Origin of the sequence: Luteimonas sp. MJ250 (assembly GCF_039548455.1) — a bacterium.
Taxonomy (GTDB): domain Bacteria; phylum Pseudomonadota; class Gammaproteobacteria; order Xanthomonadales; family Xanthomonadaceae; genus Luteimonas.
This window is the reverse complement of record NZ_JBCLVB010000010.1, coordinates 528,728-547,642: the sequence shown is the minus strand read 5'-3', so window position 1 is coordinate 547,642 and position 18,915 is coordinate 528,728. Positions and strand designations below refer to the sequence as shown.

17 protein-coding genes and 1 pseudogene are annotated in these 18,915 nt (G+C 70.1%); 16 read left to right on the top strand and 2 right to left on the bottom strand.

What is annotated here, in order from left to right:
• The first annotated feature begins 11 nt into the window (after nucleotides 1-11).
• The 3 genes from tmk to WCE37_RS06115 are packed head-to-tail and all read left to right on the top strand — an operon-like array spanning nucleotide 12 to nucleotide 2,064.
• On the top strand, nucleotides 12-668 hold the full coding sequence (gene tmk, locus WCE37_RS06125) for a dTMP kinase (RefSeq protein ID WP_343278577.1): 657 nt from the start codon (nucleotides 12-14) through the stop codon (nucleotides 666-668).
• Complete coding sequence (locus WCE37_RS06120; protein ID WP_343278576.1) at nucleotides 665-1,708, top strand: DNA polymerase III subunit delta'; 1,044 nt, start codon at nucleotides 665-667, stop codon at nucleotides 1,706-1,708. Before tmk ends, WCE37_RS06120 begins: the two co-directional genes overlap by 4 nt.
• Entirely contained in the window at nucleotides 1,705-2,064 is a 360-nt protein-coding gene (locus WCE37_RS06115; protein WP_343255981.1) for a PilZ domain-containing protein, read from the top strand. The genes WCE37_RS06120 and WCE37_RS06115 overlap by 4 nt, the downstream gene beginning before the upstream one ends.
• 39 nt (nucleotides 2,065-2,103) lie before the next feature.
• On the opposite strand, the gene WCE37_RS06110 is transcribed toward WCE37_RS06115, so the two are convergent.
• Nucleotides 2,104-4,158, bottom strand: coding sequence for a 3-hydroxyacyl-CoA dehydrogenase NAD-binding domain-containing protein (locus WCE37_RS06110; RefSeq protein ID WP_343278575.1), 2,055 nt, complete (start codon nucleotides 4,156-4,158; stop codon nucleotides 2,104-2,106).
• 197 nt (nucleotides 4,159-4,355) lie between these two features.
• On the opposite strand from WCE37_RS06110, the gene rpoE reads away from it, so the two are divergent.
• The 9 genes and pseudogenes from rpoE to recO all read left to right on the top strand — a co-directional run bounded on the left by rpoE (nucleotide 4,356) and on the right by recO (nucleotide 13,346).
• On the top strand, nucleotides 4,356-4,970 hold the full coding sequence (gene rpoE, locus WCE37_RS06105; RefSeq protein WP_343278573.1) for an RNA polymerase sigma factor RpoE: 615 nt from the start codon (nucleotides 4,356-4,358) through the stop codon (nucleotides 4,968-4,970).
• A gap of 8 nt (nucleotides 4,971-4,978) precedes the next feature.
• A pseudogene (locus WCE37_RS06100) lies at nucleotides 4,979-5,380 on the top strand (sigma-E factor negative regulatory protein); the annotation flags it as partial.
• Between the two features lie 632 nt (nucleotides 5,381-6,012).
• The gene (locus tag WCE37_RS06095) at nucleotides 6,013-7,530 is read left to right on the top strand and encodes a DegQ family serine endoprotease (protein ID WP_343278572.1); all 1,518 of its coding nucleotides are present in this window, start codon (nucleotides 6,013-6,015) and stop codon (nucleotides 7,528-7,530) included.
• A 339-nt stretch (nucleotides 7,531-7,869) separates the two neighbouring features.
• Entirely contained in the window at nucleotides 7,870-9,663 is a 1,794-nt protein-coding gene (gene lepA / locus WCE37_RS06090; protein WP_343278670.1) for a translation elongation factor 4, read from the top strand.
• Nucleotides 9,664-9,703: 40 nt separating this feature from the next.
• Nucleotides 9,704-10,495 carry a signal peptidase I gene (lepB, locus tag WCE37_RS06085; protein WP_343278571.1) on the top strand — a complete coding sequence of 264 codons (792 nt, stop codon included), beginning with the start codon at nucleotides 9,704-9,706 and terminating at the stop codon, nucleotides 10,493-10,495.
• Nucleotides 10,496-10,554: 59 nt separating this feature from the next.
• On the top strand, nucleotides 10,555-10,935 hold the full coding sequence (locus WCE37_RS06080; protein WP_343255986.1) for a DUF4845 domain-containing protein: 381 nt from the start codon (nucleotides 10,555-10,557) through the stop codon (nucleotides 10,933-10,935).
• On the top strand, nucleotides 10,922-11,602 hold the full coding sequence (rnc, locus tag WCE37_RS06075; protein WP_343278570.1) for a ribonuclease III: 681 nt from the start codon (nucleotides 10,922-10,924) through the stop codon (nucleotides 11,600-11,602). The genes WCE37_RS06080 and rnc overlap by 14 nt, the downstream gene beginning before the upstream one ends.
• Entirely contained in the window at nucleotides 11,599-12,522 is a 924-nt protein-coding gene (era, locus tag WCE37_RS06070; protein ID WP_343278569.1) for a GTPase Era, read from the top strand. Before rnc ends, era begins: the two co-directional genes overlap by 4 nt.
• A 65-nt stretch (nucleotides 12,523-12,587) precedes the next feature.
• Nucleotides 12,588-13,346 carry a DNA repair protein RecO gene (gene recO / locus WCE37_RS06065; protein ID WP_343278568.1) on the top strand — a complete coding sequence of 253 codons (759 nt, stop codon included), beginning with the start codon at nucleotides 12,588-12,590 and terminating at the stop codon, nucleotides 13,344-13,346.
• Here recO and WCE37_RS06060 read toward each other — a convergent pair.
• Nucleotides 13,322-14,053, bottom strand: a complete 732-nt coding sequence (locus tag WCE37_RS06060) for a response regulator (protein WP_343278567.1) — start codon at nucleotides 14,051-14,053, stop codon at nucleotides 13,322-13,324. The two genes, recO and WCE37_RS06060, sit on opposite strands and share 25 nt — an antisense overlap.
• A 34-nt stretch (nucleotides 14,054-14,087) precedes the next feature.
• Between WCE37_RS06060 and WCE37_RS06055 the strand changes: the two genes are divergently transcribed.
• The 4 genes from WCE37_RS06055 to WCE37_RS06040 all read left to right on the top strand — a co-directional run bounded on the left by WCE37_RS06055 (nucleotide 14,088) and on the right by WCE37_RS06040 (nucleotide 18,914).
• Entirely contained in the window at nucleotides 14,088-16,103 is a 2,016-nt protein-coding gene (locus tag WCE37_RS06055; RefSeq protein WP_343278566.1) for a hypothetical protein, read from the top strand.
• Nucleotides 16,104-16,122: 19 nt separating this feature from the next.
• Nucleotides 16,123-16,776 (top strand): YdbL family protein, encoded by a 654-nt coding sequence (locus WCE37_RS06050; protein ID WP_343278565.1) that lies wholly within the window; start codon nucleotides 16,123-16,125, stop codon nucleotides 16,774-16,776.
• A gap of 84 nt (nucleotides 16,777-16,860) precedes the next feature.
• Nucleotides 16,861-18,222 carry a 23S rRNA (uracil(1939)-C(5))-methyltransferase RlmD gene (gene rlmD, locus WCE37_RS06045; protein WP_343278564.1) on the top strand — a complete coding sequence of 454 codons (1,362 nt, stop codon included), beginning with the start codon at nucleotides 16,861-16,863 and terminating at the stop codon, nucleotides 18,220-18,222.
• Between the two features lie 176 nt (nucleotides 18,223-18,398).
• Nucleotides 18,399-18,914: a CYTH domain-containing protein gene (locus WCE37_RS06040; RefSeq protein ID WP_343278563.1), complete on the top strand. Its 516-nt coding sequence runs from the start codon at nucleotides 18,399-18,401 to the stop codon at nucleotides 18,912-18,914.
• The last annotated feature ends 1 nt before the right edge of the window (nucleotide 18,915 follow it).

The window sequence follows — 18,915 nt, the reverse complement described above, 5'->3', positions numbered from 1 at the left end:
GCGGGCTGTCGATGAGCGGACTGTCGATGCGCGCGCTGCCCATGCATCCGCGCCTGGTGTCGCTGGAAGGCGGCGAGGGCGCCGGCAAGACCACGGTGCTGGCCGCGCTGCGTGACGCGCTCATGGCCGACGGCGGCGAAGTGGTGGTCACGCGCGAACCCGGCGGCACGCCGCTGGCGGAAAAGATCCGCAGCCTGCTGCTGCATCCCGGTGACGAGGCCGTGGCCGCGGAGACCGAGCTGCTGCTGATGTTCGCCGCGCGCGCGCAGCACGTGCGCGCCACCGTGCAGCCGGCGCTTGCGCGCGGTGCCTGGGTGCTGTGCGACCGTTTCACCGATTCCAGCTATGCCTACCAGGGCGGCGGTCGCGGCCTGGATCCGGACTTCATCGCCGACCTCGAACGCCGCGTGGTCGGCGTCCGCCCCGGACTGACGCTGCTGCTCGATATCGACGTGGCCCAGGGTCGCGCGCGCATCCGCAACCGTGACCCGCAGCCCGACCGCATCGAGCGCGAGCGTGACGCGTTCTTCGAGCGCGTGCGCGCGACCTTCCTCGCGCGCGCCGCGGCCGAGCCCCGGCGTTTCCGCGTGGTCGACGCTTCGCGCCCGGTGGACGACGTGGTCGCGGCGGCGCTTGCCGCGCTGCGCGCATCGCGGAGCGGGGCATGAGCTTCGACGCGCCGCTCGCGCCCTGGCAGCAGCGGGTGTACGACCACGCCGCCGCCGCGCTCGATGGCGGACGCATGGGCCACGCGCTGCTGTTCACCGGTCCGGCCATGCTCGGCAAGCGCGCGGTCGCCGAACGCCTCGCCGCGCGCGTGCTGTGCCAGGCGACGGATGGCACGGCGCGGCCCTGCGGCCAGTGCCGCCCCTGCGTGCTGTACCGCTCGCGCTCGCAGAAGGATCCGCTGGAGCACCGTCCCGACGGCTCGCTGTCGCAGCCCTGGGGGCACCCGGGGCACCCTGATGCGATCTTCGTCGGCCACGCCTGGCGCCACACGCCGTCGCCGCCGCGGCAGATGGCGGTGATCCCGGTCGACCAGGTGCGCGAGCTCTCGGTGCGCCTGAACACCACGCCGCAGTACGGCAGTGCGAAGGTCGCCATCATCGATCCCGCCGACGACATGAACGGCGCCGCTGCCAACGCCCTGCTCAAGACCCTGGAAGAGCCGGTACCCGGGCGCTACCTGTGGCTGCTGAGCGCCAACCCGGCGCGCCTGCCGGCGACCATCCGCAGCCGCTGCCAGCGGCTCCAGTTCCGCCTGCCGCCGGTCGACGAGGCCGCGGCCTGGCTGCAGGCGCAGGGCCATGCGCCTGCAGTCGCGACCGAAGCCCTTGGCGCGGCGCGCGGCCATCCCGGCCTGGCCGACGCCTGGCTGCGTGACGGCGGCATGGCGCTGCGTCGCGAGGTCGCCGCGGACCTGGCCAAGGTCGCATCCAACACGGCCTCGCCGCTGGAGGTCGCCAAAGCCTGGACCACGGACGAATCTGCGATGCAGCGGCTGCTGCACGCCGCCGACCTGTCGCGCGACCACGCCGCCGGCTTGACCGATCCCGCGGGAATCCGGAAGCTGGCGGCCTGGTTCGACGCCGCCAATCGCACCCGCGAACTGCTGCGCAGCACGGTCCGCGCCGATCTCGCGGTGGTGGACCTGCTGCTCGCATGGCGCGACGCGGCGGGCGACAAGGCAAGGGGAGTTACGCGATGAGTGCAACCGGCGGCGGCGCGCGGCAGGGCATCCTGTCACTGGCAGTCAAGGACAAGGCCCAGCTGTACGCGGCCTACATGCCCTATCTCAAGCACGGCGGCATCTTCGTGCCGACCACGCGGCGCTATTTCATCGGCGACGAGGTCTTCGTGCTGCTGACCCTGCCGGAATCCAGCGAGCGCCTGCCGGCCGCGGGCAAGGTGGTCTGGGTGACTCCGCCCGGCGCCCAGGGCAACCGCACCGCCGGCATCGGCGTGCAGTTCGCCGACACCGCCGAAGGCGAGAACGTGAAGGGCAAGATCGAAACCCTGCTCGCCGGCAGCCTCACCGCCGAGAAGCCCACGCACACCATGTAGGCGCAGCGACAGCTGCTCCTACAAAAACGGTCGTTGCTGTCAGCGCCTCAGGGCCGGCGAATCCCAGCCCGGCCGCGGCGCGAACCGGTTGCCGTGCGCCGCCTGCAGCGCCTTCAACCGCAGCAGCAGCGCGTCGGCACCGGATTCGCGCACGTACTGGATCGGGCCGCCGCGGAAGGGTGCGAAGCCGGTGCCGAATATCACGCCCGCATCCAGCAGGTCGCCATCGGCCACCACGCCATCGTGCAGGGCCGCCACCGCTTCGTTGACCAGCGGCAGGATCAGGCGATCCTCAAGGTCGGCCGGCACCTTGTAGTCCTTCGGCACGTCCGGCTTCTTCGCCTTGCCGTTTTCCCAGGCATACAGGCCCTGGCCGTCCTTCTTGCCGCGCTTGCCCATCCCGGGCGGCGTCGCCAGCGATGCCGGGATCGGCAGGCCGAGGAAGGGCGCGAGCTCCGCGCCGACGCCGGCGGCCACGTCCAGGCCCACGGTGTCGATCAGTTCGATCGGACCCATCGGCATGCCGAACTTCACCGCCGCCCTGTCGATCACCGCGCCCGGGATGCCTTCCGAATATGCGGTTGCAGCCTCGAGCATGTACGGGAACAGCAGGCGGTTGACCAGGAAGCCCGGCGTGCCGGCCACCGGTACCGGCAGCTTGTCGATCGCCTTGCAGAAGGCGGCCAGGCGGCGCTCGGTGTCGGCGTCCATCGCATCGTGGCGCACGATCTCCACCAGCGGCATCAGCGCCACCGGGTTGAAGTAGTGCAGGCCCGCGAAATGCGCCGGGCGCGCGAGACCGGTGCGCAGTTCGTCCAGCTGGATCGACGAGGTGTTGGTGGTGAGCAGGGCGTCGGCCTTGAGCTTCGGCTCCACGCCCGCGTACAGCGCGCGCTTGGCCTCCGGCTGTTCGATGATCGCCTCGATCACCAGATCCGCGCCGGCCACGCCGTCGCCCGCCAGGTCGGACTTCAGTCGCGCCGCGACCTCCGGCCGCTTCGCATCGACCTTGACCTTCTTCGCGAACAGCTCCTGCGCACGCGCCAGCGCCGTATCGATATAGCCCTGCTCGCGATCCTGCAGCGTGACATCGAAGCCTTTCAGCGCCGCCCACGCGGCGATGTCGCCGCCCATCACGCCGGCGCCGACCACGTGCACGCGCTGGATGCCGCTGTCCTTTCCGCCAAGCGCCTTCAACCGCTCCTGCAGGAAGAACACCCGCGTCAGGTTGCGCGCGGTCGGCGTGCCCGCCAGTTTCACCACCGATTTGCGCTCGGCGGCCAAACGGTTCTGGATGCCGCCGCCCGTGCGCCGCCAGGTCTCGATCAGCGCGTAGGGCGCGGGGTAGTGTTCCTTGCGGGCCTTGCCAGCGACCTGCTTGACCAGCATCGGCGCCATCAGCTGCCGCACCGGTCCGAGGTTGGTCAGCCAGCCGGTGAAGCGCTGCTTGAGCGGGCGCACCACGCCCTTGAGCGCGAGCTCGGCCGCGGCGTCCACCAGCTGCGCCGGCTCCACCACCTGGTCGACCAGGCCGATGTTCTTCGCCGCCGATGCCGACAGCGTGCGTCCGGTCAGCATCATGTCCATCGCAGCCGGCGTGCCCACCAGGCGCGGCAGGCGCACGCTGCCGCCCCAGCCGGGATAGATGCCCAGCTTCACTTCGGGCAGGCCGATGCGCGTGGAAGGGTCGTTGCTGGCCACGCGGTAGCGGCAGGCCAGCGCGATCTCGGTACCGCCGCCCATGCAGAAGCCGTGGATCGCGGCCACGGTGGGGCAGGGCAGTTCGGCCAGGCGCTGGAAGGCCTGCTGGCCGCGACGGATGGAATCGCCGATGGTGCCCTTGGCGTCGAACTCGGCGAACTCGCGGATGTCCGCCCCGGCGATGAAGCCCTTCGCCTTCCCCGAGCGCAGCACCAGTGCTTTCGGCGGGTCGAGCGCCAGCCGCTCGAGCAGGGCGTCGAGTTCGACCAGGACATCCTGGGCGAAGGTGTTCACCGACTCGCCCAAACGGTCGAACGTGAGCAGGACAACGCCGTCTGTGCGCTGCTCCGCCTGCCAGTGGCTGAAGCGCAGACCATCGAGGCCAGGAATCATGCGGAACCATCCGTGCGGGTACGGGGGAATTGCCTATGATCCAGAGTCTGTTTCACCGGCGTCAAATGGCCCGCGTCGGGGCATCCGGCTTGCACGCGGCTGAACGCGACCCCAGATGATCCTGCAGCAGGGAACTTTTGCCCTGCGTGAAGGTCATATCCGGTCCCCAGGGCCGGTCCCGAGGAGAGCACCGGCCGATGGCTGAAATCGACAATCCGCAGCTCGACCAGGACCTTGTCCGCCGCGTCCAGGACGGCGACATGGCGGCGTTCGACCTGCTGGTGCGCAAGTACCAGCATCGCGTGGCCGCCGTGGTGGGGCGTTACGTGCGCGACTGGAGCGAGTGCCAGGACATCGCACAGGAAACCTTCATCCGCGCCTATCGCGCGATCGGCAGCTTTCGCGGCGACTCGCAGTTCTCTACCTGGCTGCACCGGATCGCGGTCAACACCGCCAAGAACCACCTGGTCGCGCACAGTCGCCGTCCGCCGACCGATGACATCGAGGTTGGCGACGCCGAGCACTTCGACTCCGCCACCGCCCTGCGCGACAACGACACGCCGGAGCGCGAGCTGATGCGCCAGCAGATGGAACAAACGGTGCTGCGCGCGGTCCAAGCACTGCCCGAGGAGTTGCGCACGGCGATTACCCTGCGCGAAGTCGAAGGCCTGAGCTATGAAGAGATCGCCACGCGGATGGATTGCCCCATCGGTACCGTCCGCTCCCGCATCTTCCGCGCCCGCGAGGCGATCGACATCGAGCTCGAACCCCTGATGGATACCGGATCCGCGCCCGCACGCGCGGCGCGATGAGCACACTGATGACCCACGACTACGACAACATCGATTTCGAACCGGCGCCGCCGGACAAGCTCTATGCCCACAACCGCCGGCAGCTGTCGGCGATGCTGGACGGCGAGCTGTCACCCGACCAGGCGCGCTTCATGCTGCGCCGCCTCCAGCACGACGGCGAGCTGGCCGCGTGCTGGGAGCGCTGGCAGGTCAGCGGCGACGTACTGCGCGGCCGCGGCCACGCCCTGCTGCCGGCGGATTTCTCCAAGCGGGTGGCGGCTGCCATTGCCGCGCCCGCGGCTGCAGTGGCTGCGCCCGCGGCCGCGAACGCGCGGCCGCGCCCGCCGCGCCTGCTGCGCTGGGGCGGCGGCGCGCTGGCCGCTTCGGTCGCGCTGGTGGCCTTGTTCATGGCCCGGCAGATGCCCGACACCCAGGTACCGGAGCTGGCCACGGCCTCCAGTACGTCGATGTCCGCGCCGTCGCTTGTCGAAAACATCGGCGCAGCGGCTCCGCTCGCGCAGACCGCGGAAGCCGGCGGTGTCGTCGAGGATCCCGCGCAGCCCGCATCCGCGACGGATGGCGCATCGGGCCTGCTGGCTGCCGCCGCGCCGCTGGCGGTCGCCGTGGCCGAGGTTCCCCGTCGTGCCGGCGAGCGCGGGAGCACCCGCAGCCAGGCGCAGCGCGCCGCGATGCGCCGCTCGCAGGCTGCCGCCGGCGCCCCGGTCCGGGCGGTGGCAACGGCACCACGGCTGCCCGTGGCGCCGCTGGCACCCGCGCTGGAGGTCCGACAGGCACCGCAGCCGGCCGTGGATGCCGGGCTGCCTGTGCTGGCCGCAGTGCCTTCGACCACTCCGAGTGGCGACGCCCTGTTTGGCGCCCTGCCTGCCGCGGCCACGCGGCCCTGGCCTCGGGCCACGCTGCCCGGTCTGTCGGCCATGCAGCCGTTCGCGGCCGGCTACGGGCTTCAGCAGGCCGACAATTTCGCGCCGTTCCAGCCGCGGCTGGAGACGCCGCCTGCTTCAGGCGTTCAACTTCCCGATCACCAAGTCGAGGCCGATCCCCGATGAAAACCCCTGTCTATGCCCTGGCCCTGGTCGCCCTGACCGCCGCCGGTACCGCCGCGGTCGTGATCCCGGCCGCCACCGCGCAGTCACAGGGCCAGGCTCCGGCTCCGGCTGCAGTGTCCGCGCCGCCATCGGCGCCGCTGGTCACCGGCCTGCCGGATTTCACCCGCCTGGTCGACCGCGTCGCCCCGGCGGTGGTCAACATCGAAGTCACCATCGATGCCCGCGGCAGCCGCCAGGCGCAGGCGATGCCCGATGACATGCCGGAGTTCTTCCGCCGTTTCTTCGGTCCCGGCACGCCGTTCCCGGGCGCACCGCAGGATCCCGGCGCCGGCCGTGGCGGCGTGTCGATGGGCAGCGGCTTCCTGATCTCCGGCGACGGCTATGTGATCACCAACCACCACGTGGTCGATGGCGCGAGCGATGTCCGGGTGACGCTGCCCGACCGCCGCGGATTCAGCGCCGAGGTGGTCGGCAGCGACGAGCAGTCCGACGTTGCCGTGCTGAAAATCGACGCCAAGGACCTGCCCTTCCTGCGCGCCGGTGACGCCAACAGCGTCAAGCCGGGGCAGTGGGCGGTGGCGATCGGTTCGCCGTTCGGCTTCGACCAGTCGGTCACCGCCGGCATCGTCAGCGCCGTCGGCCGCGCCAACCGCTATTCCAACCAGCGCTACGTGCCTTTCATCCAGACCGACGTCGCGATCAACCGCGGCAATTCCGGCGGCCCGCTGCTCAATACCAGCGGCGAGGTGATCGGCATCAACTCGCAGATCTTCTCCAACTCCGGCGGCTACATGGGCGTCAGCTTCGCGATCCCGATCGACGTGGTGATGAACGTGGCCGAGCAGCTCAAGGACACCGGCCTGGTGCGCCGCGGCCAGATGGGCGTGCAGGTGCAGGAGATCCGGCCCGACGACGCCAAGGGCCTCGACCTGCCCGACATCCGCGGCGCGCTGGTCGCCGACGTGATCCAGGGCGGCGCGGCCGAGAAGGCCGGCATCGAGCGCGGCGACGTGATCCGCGAGGTCGACGGCGTCCCCGTCAACCAGTCGAGCGACGTGCCGCCGATGATCGGCGCCAAGCCACCGGGCAGCAAGGTCCGGGTCAAGATCTGGCGCGAAGGGCGCACCCGCGACATCACCGTGACCCTGGGCGAGCTTGACGAAGGCATCGCGGGGGCGGGTTCCCGTCCGGCGGCGCGGCCGCCGGCGGCGCAGCAGAGCAATCCCCTGGGCCTGGTCGGCAGCGAACTGAACGCCGAGCAGCGCCGCCGGCTGGACCTCAAGCCGGACGAGGGCGTGGCCGTGGCCCGCGTCGAAGGACTCGCTGCGCGCAGCGCCGGCATCCAGCCGGGTGACGTGATCCTGCAGGTCGGCCGCGTGAACGTGGCCACCCCGGCCGCGCTCGACCGCGAGCTGGGCAAGGTCAAGGCCGGAGAAACCGTCATGCTGCTGGTCCGCAACCGCAGCGGCGGGACGCAGTTCATCGCGGTGACGCCCCGCGAGAGCGCGGGCTAAGGGTCGCCACGACTCCCGTGGGAGCGGCCATGGCCGCGATGCTTTGCCGCCATGGTCGCAAACCCATCGCCGGTATAGCGGCTCCCACGGGGGCGGAACCCGGCCACTGTGGAGGGCGCATGGCCGCAATGTCATCGCCCCCCGCGGGAGCGGCCACCGCCACATCGTGGGAGCGGCCATAGCCGCGATTGCAGCTTCCGGGGATCCCCATGGCAGTGCTCGCGGCTATGGCGTGCCCTGCACGGGCCGCGGTGGCTCGCAGCGGCTGTGCGACAATATCCCGTTCGACGATCCGGCCCGACGTGGGCCACCAGACTGCCGCCCATGCCCCCCGATCCGATGCGGAACATCCGCAACTTCTCCATCATCGCCCACGTCGACCACGGCAAGTCGACGCTGGCCGACCGCATCATCCAGCTCTGCGGTGGCCTCACCGCGCGCGAGATGGAAGCGCAGGTGCTCGACAACAACCCGATCGAGCGCGAGCGCGGGATCACCATCAAGGCGCAGTCGGTGTCGGTGCCGTACACGGCCCGCAACGGCGAGACCTACCACCTCAACTTCATCGACACCCCCGGCCACGTCGACTTCAGCTATGAAGTCAGCCGCTCGCTGGCCGCCTGCGAGGGCGCGCTGCTGGTGGTCGATGCCGCCCAGGGCGTCGAGGCGCAGTCGGTCGCCAACTGCTACACCGCGGTCGAGCAGGGCCTGGAAGTGATCCCGGTGCTCAACAAAATCGACCTGCCCACTGCCGACATCGAGCGCGCCAAGGCCGAGATCGAAGCGGTCATCGGCATTGACGCCACCGACGCGGTGGCGGTCAGCGCCAAGACCGGCTTGAACGTGGAGGAGGTGCTGGAAGCGATCGTCCACCGCATCCCGCCGCCCGTGCCGCGCGACACCGAAAAGCTGCAGGCGCTGATCATCGACTCCTGGTTCGACAACTACCTGGGCGTGGTCTCGCTGGTGCGGGTGATGCAGGGCGAGATCAAGGCCGGCGCCAAGATGCTGGTCATGTCCACAGGCCGCACCCACCAGGTCGACAAGGTCGGGGTGTTCACCCCCAAGCGCAAGGAAACCGCGGCGCTTCGCGCGGGCGAGGTGGGCTGGATCAACGCGTCGATCAAGGACGTGCACGGCGCGCCGGTCGGCGACACGCTCACGCTCGCCAACGATCCGGCGCCGCACCCGCTGCCCGGCTTTCAGGAGATGCAGCCGCGGGTGTTCTCCGGCCTGTTCCCGGTCGACGCCGACGACTATCCCGACCTGCGCGAGGCGCTGGAGAAGCTGCGCCTCAACGACGCCGCGCTGCGCTTCGAACCGGAGAGTTCCGAGGCCATGGGCTTCGGCTTCCGCTGCGGCTTCCTCGGCATGCTGCACATGGAGATCGTGCAGGAGCGGCTCGAGCGCGAGTACGACCTCAACCTCATCAGCACCGCGCCGACCGTGGTCTACGAAGTGCTGATGACCGACGGCGAGGTCATGTCGCTCGACAATCCGGCCAAGCTGCCGCCGTCCAACAAGATCGAGGAAGTGCGCGAGCCGATCATCCGCGCCAACATCCTCACGCCGCCGGATTACGTCGGCAACGTGATCACCCTGTGCGAAGAGAAGCGCGGCAGCCAGGTCGGCATCAACTACCTCGGCAGCCAGGTGCAGATCAGCTACGAGCTGCCGATGGCGGAAGTGGTGCTGGATTTCTTCGACCGCCTGAAGTCGGTCAGCCGCGGCTACGCTTCGCTGGATTACCACTTCGTGCGCTTCGACGCCGGCCCCTTCGTGCGCGTGGACACGCTGATCAACGGCGACAAGGTCGACGCGCTGTCGATCATCGTCCACCGCAGCCACGCCGACCGCCGCGGCCGCGACCTGACCGACCGCATGAAGGACCTGATCCCGCGGCAGCAGTTCGACGTCGCGATCCAGGCCGCCATCGGCTCGCAGATCATCGCCCGCAGCTCGGTCAAGGCGCTGCGCAAGAACGTGCTGGCCAAATGCTACGGTGGCGATATCAGCCGCAAGAAGAAGCTCCTGGAAAAGCAGAAGGAAGGCAAGAAGCGCATGAAGCAGGTCGGGCGCGTCGAGATCCCGCAGGAAGCCTTCCTCGCGGTGCTCCAGGTGGACAACAAGTGATGGCGGCCAACGGGCGTGCCACGGGCGAGGTGCGCGCATGATGAAATGGTTCGAACTCGGGCTGGTCATCCTGACCTTCGCCTCCGGCATCATCTGGCTGCTTGACCGGCTGTTGTTCGCCAAGGCGCGCAACGCGCGTGCAGGCCTTCTGGACGAGGGCAAGGAACCGGTGGTCGTCGACTACGCGCGCGCCTTTTTCCCGATCCTGCTGGTGGTGCTGGTGCTGCGCAGCTTCATCGCCGAGCCGTTCCGCATTCCTTCCAGCTCGATGATGCCGACGCTGCTGATCGGCGACTTCATCCTGGTCAACAAGTTCGCCTACGGCCTGCGCCTGCCGGTCAACAACAAAAAGGTGGTCGAGATCGGCCTGCCCGAGCGCGGCGACGTGGTCGTGTTCCGCCCGCCTGCGCACCCGGACCAGGACTGGATCAAGCGCGTGGTCGGCCTGCCCGGTGACCGGATCGCGTATACCGACAACGTCCTGTACGTGAACGGCGAGCCGGCGGCCTACCAGCCGGTTGGCGAGTACGTCGGCAAGGGCCGGGGCGAGGAAATGACCGGCGCGACCCTGCTGGTCGAGGACCTGGGCACCGGTCCGCACGAAGTGCTGGAGATCGAGAGCCCGATGTTCGCCAACCATGGCGTGGGGGAATGGACCGTGCCCGCGGGCGAATATTTCGTGATGGGCGACAATCGTGATAGAAGCGACGACAGCCGCTTCTGGGGCACGTTGCCGGAGGCGCAGCTGCGCGGCAAGGCGTTCCTGGTATGGATGAACTTCGACAGCGCCGCCGGTGGCGTCGACTTCAAGCGCATCGGCACCCGCCTGTGACCACGGCGGCACCGGCCGGCGCGACAATCAAGGCATCGCGGACCAAGGGGAGAGGGGCAATGAGGAATTCACAACGCGGCATCACCCTGCTCGGATTCATCATCGTGCTGGCGGTCGTGGGCCTGTTCGCCTACGTCGGCATGAAGCTGTTCCCGATGTATTCGGAATACTACAGCGTGCGCTCGGCGATGAAGGGCCTGGCCAACGAGCCGGGCATCGCCAATACCGACCCGCGCAAGATCCAGGACCTGTTCTTCCGCCGGCTGTACATCAGCTACTCGGAGAACGTGAAGCCGGAGCACGTCAAGCTCAAGCGCGTGGGCGCCGGCTGGCAGATGGACGTCAAGTACGAGGTCCGCAAGGAGCTGATCGGAAACCTGGACGTGGTCGGCAAGTTCGAGTCCACGCAGATGCTGACCAGGGCCGGTGCGGTCGATTGATGCCCCCGCGCGCATCGCGGGACACGTGTTCCGCGATCCCGCGCTCCTGGCGCAGGCGCTGACCCACCGCAGCGCCGGCGCACCGCATAACGAACGCCTGGAGTTCCTCGGCGACGCCCTGGTCGGGTTGATCGTGGCCGAGGCGCTGTACCTGCGCTGGCCCAGGGCCGACGAAGGCGCGATGACGCGCGCCCGCGCCGAGATGGTGCGCGAGTCGTCGCTGGCGCGGATCGCGCGCACGCTTGAACTCGGCGGCCGCATCACGCTGGGCCCGGGCGAGATGAAGTCTGGCGGGCATCGCCGCGACTCGATCCTCTCCGACGCGCTCGAAGCCGTGGTCGGCGCGATCTACCTCGACGCCGGCTTCGACGCCTGCTGCGCCGCCGTGCTGCCCTGGTTCGAACCCGAGATCGACGGCCTCCCGGCCGGCGGCATCGGCAAGGACCCCAAGACCCGGCTGCAGGAATGGCTGCAGGCGCGGCAACGTCCGTTGCCGAGCTATGAACTGCTGACGGAAGGTGGCGAGGAGCACGCGCGGATCTTCCTGGTCCGCTGCCAGCTCAGCGATCCCCCGACCGGCGCCGAAGGCAGCGGCAGCTCCCGCCGCGCCGCAGAACAGGAGGCCGCGTCCGCGGTGCTCGCCCAATTGGAACCAGCAAAGCCATGAACACCCAAGCCCCCAGCCGCAGCGGCGCGATCGCCATCGTCGGCCGGCCCAATGTCGGCAAGTCGACCCTGGTCAACGCGCTGGTGGGCGCCAAGGTCAGCATCGTCTCCAACCGCCCGCAGACCACGCGCCACCGGCTGCTCGGCATCGCCACGTTCCCCGGCGGCCAGCTGCAGCTGGTCGATACACCCGGCATCCACCGCGGCGAGCGCAGGCAGTCGGCGACAGCCATGCACCGGATGATGAACCGTGCCGCGCGCGGCGCCGTGGAAGGCGTGGACGCGGCCGTGCTGGTGGTCGAGGCCGGCCGCTGGGACGATGAAGACGGCCTGGCCTACGAGGCCCTGCGCGAGGCCAACGTGCCGGTGGTGCTGGTGGTCAACCAGGTCGACCGCATCAAGGACAAGGCCAGCCTGCTGCCCTACCTGCAGAAGGCCACCGAGGGCCGCGAATTCGCCGGCGTGCATCCGGTGTCCGCGCTGAAGCGCACCGGCCTGGATGTGCTGGTGGCCGAGCTGTTGAAGCTGGTGCCCGAAGGCGAGCCCGCCTACGAGGAGGATGCGATCACCGACAAGAGCCAGCGCTTCCTGGCCGGCGAACTGCTGCGTGAGCAGCTGATGCGCCAGCTTGGCGCCGAGCTCCCGTATTCGACCACGGTCGAGATCGAGTCCTTCACCGAGGAGACCTCGAAGTCGGGCCCGCTGGTCCGCATTGGCGCCGTCATCTGGGTGGAGCGCGACGGCCAGAAGGCCATCGTGATCGGCAAGGGCGGCATGCGCCTGCGCGAAATCGGCACCAAGGCGCGGCTGTCGATGGAGCGCCTGTTCGATTCCAAGGTCTTCCTCGAGACCTTCGTCCGCGTACGCGCCGGCTGGTCCGACGACGAAGCCGCCCTGCGCACCCTGGGCTACGGCGACTAGCCACTCCCGCCCCTGTAGGTGCAGCTATGGCTGCTCCCACAAAGGCCGGAACCTACAATGGCGGGATGCGAATCCTTGGTGAGCCCGCCTATGTCCTCCACGCCAGGTCCTGGCGGGAAACCAGCCTGCTGGTCGAGGTCCTGTGCGCGGAGCACGGGCGCATCGGACTGGTCGCGCGCGGCGTGCGTGGGCCGAAGCGTCAGGCGCTGCGCGCGGCGCTGCAGCCGATGCAGCACATCCGCTTCGACGCGCTTCTCCGCGGCGAACTCGCCCAGCTGACCACGGCCGAGGCGCTGGACGCCGCGCCGCGGCTGCAGGGCGACGCGATGCTGTCCGGCTTCTACGCCAACGAACTGATCCTGCGCCTGGCCCCGCGCCAGGACCCCCAGCCCGAGCTCTACGCCACCTACGGCGAGCTGCGCGCACGCCTGGGCGCCGGCGAGCCCTTGGCCTGGACCCTGCGCCGCTTCGAACGCGACCTGCTGGATGCGCTCGGCGTTGGCATGGACTACGCGCACGAGGGCGACGGCAGCCGGGTGGATCCGGCCGCGCGCTATCGGCTGGACGCGGAGCAGGGACCGCTGCGGATGCATGGCGATCGCGGCGGCGGCGATCGCGCGCGTAGCGCCACCGGACGCGCACTGCTGGCGCTGGCCGCCGACAGCGCGCCGCCGGCAGAGGACCTGGGCGGCCTGCGCCGGGTGATGCGCGAAGTGCTGCAGTCGCATCTCGGCGGACGGCCCCTGTCCTCGTGGCAGTTGCTGGGGGAACTCGGCCGGATGACCGCGACGCCCCTGCGTCAGGGCGGCGGTGAGAGTTCCTGAGCCGCGGCGTCGAAGTGCGCGAGCGCCCCGGCCGAGGTCGGCTCGCGCTGGAGTGCGATCACCGCCTGCTCCAGCCGCGCCGCGCCGACGAATCCGCAGCTCGCGCGCAGGCGATGCAGGGCGTCCTGCATCTTCGCCTGGCCGCCGGACTGCCCCGCGGCCATGACCAGGCGATGGACGGTCGGCAGTTCGGCCAGGAACAGCTGGCGCAGGGCATCGACGTGCGCACGTTCGCCGTTGAGTGCGCGCAGCGCCGCGGCGTCGTCCCATGCCGATTCCGCGGGACCATGTGCGGCCGCGTGTTCCGCGACCCCGGGTGCGGGCTCGGCGATGCGCGACGGCGTCCGGCCCGCCAGGGTTCCGGCAATCGCGGCGCGCAGCGCGGCCGCGGCCAGGGGCTTGACCAGCACCGCATCGAATCCCGCCTGGTGCAGGTACTGGTGGACATCGCCTTCGCGCGCGGCGGTGTGTGCGATCGCGGGCGTAGCCAGGCCCAGCGCCCGCAGGTCGGCCAGAAGGCTGGCTCCATCGCCGTCGGGCAGGTGGGCATCTACCAGCCAGAGCGCGTAGGCGATGTTGCTGGCCTGGGCGCGGGCGGCCGCGCGGGTTGCGACGATATCCACGCTGGCGGGCAGCGCTTCCGTGGCGGCCGCCAGGAAGGCGGCGGTGGTGGGGTCGTCCTCGACCAGCAGGATGCGGGGCTTCATCAAGGCGTGCACTCCTGTCGCTAATCTGACAGCCATGTCAGCCTGGATCTTACCCCTGCTTGGATTGTTCGCGCTCCTGCACGCCGGCGGCGCCGAGGCGCGCACGCTGACCGCGCGCGTGGCCGAGGTGTCGACGCCGGTCGCGACCCTGCACGACGTGGAAGTGCGGCTGGACTGGCCGGCGGGGGCGGACAGCGGCGACCTGCGCATCAGCGCCGGGCGCGCTGTGGCCCCCGATCTCGGCTATCGCTTCCACGCGCTGTCCTGGCGCTGCCCGCTGCGCCGCGATGGCGACGAAGGCTGGCGCTGCGAGGGCGAAGTCCGCCAGGGACGGGGCGCGCCGCTGCGACTGGCGCTGGCACTGCCGCGTGGCGATATCCAGGCCGCGCTCTCCGGTGCCGGCGGCGCACGCCTGGCGCTGCTGCGCACGGAGGCGGAACCCGACCTGTTCGCCATCGACCTTGCGCGTGTTCCGGTGGCATGGGCACAGGCACTGGCGGCGCAGGCGTGGAGCGAGGTCCATCTTGGCGAGGGCCGCATCGACGGCAGCCTGCAGCTGCGCGTTCCCGACGCGGGGCCGCTGCGGCTGCAGGGTCGGCTGGCGCTTGCCGACGCCGCCTTCGACAGCACTGGCGGCCGCGTTGCCGGTGCCGGGCTTGCCGCCGGCCTCGACTTCGACTGGCTGGCGCTCGATGATGGCCCGCTGCTGGCGCTCGATGGTGAACTGCGCGGTGGCGAGCTGCTGCTGGGCAGCGGGTATTTCGTGCTCCCCGGCGCACCGTTGCCGCTGCACGCGCGTTTGCAGGGCGCACGCGACGGCTGGGCGCTGACGGAATTTTCTGCCAGTGACCCGGGAGTGCTCGAGGTCGGCGGCAGTGCGTTCCTGGGCGAAGGCGGCCTGCGCGATCTTGCGCTGTCGCTGCGCAGCGCCGACGTCTCGCTGCTGCCGGAGCGCTATCTCTCGGGCTGGCTTGGCGTCGCCGGCCTCGGCGGGCTGGCGATGTCGGGTGCCCTGGATATCGACCTGGCGCTGCGCGACAGCGTGCTGTCGACCTTCGACCTGCGGCCGCGTGCACTCGGCCTTGCCGCGCCCGCTGATCGCTTCCGCTTCGACGGCCTCGATGGTCGCGTCCACCTGGTATCCGAGGGCAGCGCGCAGAGCGAGCTGCAGTGGCGAAGCGGCGCACTCGGTGCGATCGCGCTCGGCGCGGCGCGGTTGCCGTGGCGGAGCAGCGGCGGAGAACTGCATCTGAGCGAGGCTGCCGACATCCCGCTGCTCGACGGGCGGCTCTCGGTGTCGGCGCTGCGCGTGCGCCCGCCCGGGCCGCGCGGACCGTTGTTGATCGAAGGAGCACTCTCGGTCGAAACCCTGGACATGGCGCGGCTGATGCCGGCCCTCGGCCTGCCGGCGTTCCCGGGCACGCTGTCGGGCAGCATTCCGGGCGTGCGCTATGTCGGCGAGCGCCTGGATTTCGATGGCGGCCTGGTCATGCATGCGTTCGACGGTGAAGTGCGGGTGTCTTCGCTGGCGATGGAGCGGCCCTTCGGCGTCGCGCCCACACTGCTGGCCGACATCGGCTTCGACGGCCTGGACCTGCAGGCGCTGACCGGCGTGTTCGAAGTCGGCGGCATCAGCGGGCGGCTGCACGGCCAGGTCGAGGGCCTGCGCCTGGTCGACTGGGAGCCGGTGGCCTTCGATGCCGAGCTGCACACCGAGCCGCGCCGCGGCGTCCGCCAGCGGATCAGCCAGCGCGCGGTGCAGGACATCTCCAGCGTCGGCGATGCCTCGTTCACCGCCAGCCTGCAGGGCCAGCTCCTGGCGCTGTTCGACGACTTCGGCTACCGCCGCATCGGCCTGTCGTGCCGGCTGGTGAACGGCGTCTGCACGATGGCCGGCCTGCAGCCGCGCGGCAGCGGGTTTGTTATCGTCGAAGGGTCCGGGCTGCCGCGGCTGGACATCGTTGGCTTCAACCGGAGCGTCGACTGGGAAACCCTGGTCGAACGCCTGGCCGCAGCAGGTTCCGGCGAGGTCTCGCCGGTGTTCGATTGACCCGTCCCAGGAGGACTGCATGCGTTCGTACACTTTGCCAATCGCCGCTGCGCTGGTGCTCACCGCCTGCGTCACCATCAACGTGTATTTTCCCGCGGCCGAGGCGCGCGAAGCCGCGCGCGAGTTCGTGGAGAAGGTGATCGGGGACGAAGGCGCGACGCCGGCCGTTCCGGAGAGCGAGGGCCCCGCGAACGACGCTTCGGGCAATGACGTTCCCGGAGACGGCGCGGGCGGCATGGCCCTGCTTCCGGCCGACGGGCCGCGCCGGGTGGCCTTCGACCCGTGGATGCTGCTGGGCATCGCGCCGGCGCACGCACAGGCGCCGGACATCAGCATCCGCACCCCGGCGATCCAGGCGATCCAGCAGCGGATGGAATCGCGCTTCACATCGACCCTGCGCCCGCACTTCGACAGCGGCGCGCTCGGCTTCGGCAGCGACGGCCTGCTGGTGGTGCGTGACGCGGCCAGGCTGCCGCTCAAGGACCGCGTGGCGGTGAACGCCGCGGTGGCCGACGACAACCGCGACCGCAACGCTGTCTATCGCGAGATCGCCGTGGCCAACGGCCATCCCGAATGGGAGTCGCAGATCCGCGATGTGTTCGCGAAGCAGTGGGTAGCGAGCGCGCGCTCTGGCTGGTGGTATCAGCAGGGCGGCTCCTGGCGCCAGAAGTAGCCGCTCCCACAACAGCGGTCGCGGCTCCAGCCGCGCCTGCAGGGTCAGAATGGCGGTTCGATAAACTGTTCCGGGTATTTTTCATTGGCACGCATTGACAGGACTCCGTTCGAGGCCGACATCCTCGAACTTGGCGCCGACGGCCGCGGCATTGCCCGCCGGCCCGAAGGACATCCGCACGCCGGCAAGCCCGTGCATATCGCCGGCACGCTGGCCGGCGAGCGGGTGCTGGCGGTGCAGACGCGTCGCGCGCGACGCTTCGACGAGGCCGAAGTCGTGGAGGTGCTGCTGGCCGCGCCCGAACGCGTGGAGCCGCAATGCCCGCACTTCGGCACCTGCGGCGCCTGCAGCCTTCAGCACATGGCCGGGGACCAGCAGATCGCCACCAAGGCGCGGATGCTGGCCGCGGACTTCGAGCACATCGGGCAGGTGCGGCCTGAGACGACGCTGCCGCCGCTCACCGCGAGCCCCTGGGGCTATCGCCGGAAGGGGCGGTTCTCGGTGCGGCGCGTGGAGAAGAAGGACAGGACCCTGGTCGGCTTCCGCGAGCGCGATGCGCGCTTTGTCGCCGAACTGAGCGAATGCCACACCCTGGTTCCGCAGCTCGGCAGCCGCCTCGGTGCGCTCGCCGCCCTGGTCGACGGCATGGACGCGCGCAGCGCGATCCCGCAGATCGAGTTCGCGGCCGGCGACGGGGCCACCGCGCTGGTGTTCCGCCACCTTGAGCCGCTCGGCGAGCGTGACCGTTCGGCGCTGGCGGCGTTTGCGCAGGAACATGATTTCGCCGTGTACCTGCAGCCGGGCGGGCTCGACACCGTGGTGCCGCTGTGGCCGGAAAATCCGAGGCTGTCGTTCCGTCTCGCCCCGTGGGACGTCGAGCTCGACTTCCAGCCGCTGGACTTCGTCCAGGTCAACGCCGCGCTCAACGAGTCGATGATCGCGCATGCGCTCGAACTGCTCGACGTGCAGCCGGGCGAGCGCGTGCTCGACCTGTTCTGCGGGCTGGGCAACTTCAGCCTGCCGCTGGGGCGGGTCGCCGACGAGGTCGTGGGCGTGGAGGGCGACGCCGGGCTGGTCGAGCGCGCGCGCGGCAATGCAGCGCGCAACGGCATGGCGCACGTGCATTTCCACATGGCCGACCTGACCACCGACCTGCGGGAGCAGCCCTGGATGAAGGCCGGCTTCGACAGGCTGCTGCTCGACCCGGCCCGCGCCGGCGCGCTGGAAGTGCTGCAGCAGCTGCCGCTGGAGGGCCTGAAGCGGATCGTATACGTCAGCTGCCATCCCGGATCGCTGGCACGCGACGCCGGTTACCTCGTCAACGAACGCGGCTGGCAGCTGCGCGCCGCCGGCGTCATGGACATGTTCCCGCACACCGCCCACGTCGAATCCATCGCCGTCTTCGACCCGCCAGCTCGCGCCCACCCCCTACAGGAGCAGCTATAGCTGCGAACAGCCTCGCCCCCACCTGCGGGAACGGCCATAGCCGCGATAATTCCTCACCTTCACCTGTGGGAGCGGCTATAGCCGCGATAAGCTGTCTGGCCGCGATCGCAGCGATAGCTGCTCCTGCAAAGGCAGGTCGCGGCAATGGCTGCTCCTACAGAAGGTTGTGAAGGTTCATGGGCATCGAGATCGAACGGAAATTCATGGTGACCGGTGAGGGTTGGCGCGATGCGGCTCACGCGGTGATACCCATGGCCCAGGGTTACCTCAACGACCAGTCGTCGATGGACGAAGGGCGGCAGCGCGCTTCGGTGCGCGTGCGGCTCGAGGGCGATGGAGCATTCCTCAACATCAAGTCGCGGGAGCTCGGCCACTCCCGGCAGGAGTTCGAATACCCGCTGCCCGTGAGCGAAGCCCGCGAGCTGCTCGCGCTGTGCGTCGGTGGCCTGGTGGAGAAGCACCGCCACCTGGTGCGCCACGGCGACCATCTGTGGGAAGTCGACGAGTTTCTCGGTGACAACGCCGGCCTGGTCGTGGCCGAGATCGAACTCGAATCCGCCGGCGAGGCCTTCGAACACCCGCCGTGGCTTGGCGTCGAGGCCACCGACTGCCCCCGCTACTACAATCTGGCACTGGCCGCGCGGCCGTACTCGCTGTGGAGCGATGCGGAACGCGCGGGGCCGGCCGCCTGAG

Coding starts and splice junctions, on each gene's coding strand:
- WCE37_RS06050 (WP_343278565.1), top strand. CDS start 16,123: ATGCGTTCGTACACTTTGCCAATCGCCGCTGCGCTGGTGCTCACCGCC.
- era (WP_343278569.1), top strand. CDS start 11,599: ATGAACACCCAAGCCCCCAGCCGCAGCGGCGCGATCGCCATCGTCGGC.
- WCE37_RS06055 (WP_343278566.1), top strand. CDS start 14,088: ATGTCAGCCTGGATCTTACCCCTGCTTGGATTGTTCGCGCTCCTGCAC.
- WCE37_RS06040 (WP_343278563.1), top strand. CDS start 18,399: ATGGGCATCGAGATCGAACGGAAATTCATGGTGACCGGTGAGGGTTGG.
- rpoE (WP_343278573.1), top strand. CDS start 4,356: ATGGCTGAAATCGACAATCCGCAGCTCGACCAGGACCTTGTCCGCCGC.
- WCE37_RS06120 (WP_343278576.1), top strand. CDS start 665: ATGAGCTTCGACGCGCCGCTCGCGCCCTGGCAGCAGCGGGTGTACGAC.
- WCE37_RS06060 (WP_343278567.1), bottom strand. CDS start 14,053: ATGAAGCCCCGCATCCTGCTGGTCGAGGACGACCCCACCACCGCCGCC.
- WCE37_RS06080 (WP_343255986.1), top strand. CDS start 10,555: ATGAGGAATTCACAACGCGGCATCACCCTGCTCGGATTCATCATCGTG.
- lepA (WP_343278670.1), top strand. CDS start 7,870: ATGCGGAACATCCGCAACTTCTCCATCATCGCCCACGTCGACCACGGC.
- WCE37_RS06095 (WP_343278572.1), top strand. CDS start 6,013: ATGAAAACCCCTGTCTATGCCCTGGCCCTGGTCGCCCTGACCGCCGCC.
- WCE37_RS06110 (WP_343278575.1), bottom strand. CDS start 4,158: ATGATTCCTGGCCTCGATGGTCTGCGCTTCAGCCACTGGCAGGCGGAG.
- recO (WP_343278568.1), top strand. CDS start 12,588: ATGCGAATCCTTGGTGAGCCCGCCTATGTCCTCCACGCCAGGTCCTGG.
- tmk (WP_343278577.1), top strand. CDS start 12: ATGAGCGGACTGTCGATGCGCGCGCTGCCCATGCATCCGCGCCTGGTG.
- WCE37_RS06115 (WP_343255981.1), top strand. CDS start 1,705: ATGAGTGCAACCGGCGGCGGCGCGCGGCAGGGCATCCTGTCACTGGCA.
- lepB (WP_343278571.1), top strand. CDS start 9,704: ATGAAATGGTTCGAACTCGGGCTGGTCATCCTGACCTTCGCCTCCGGC.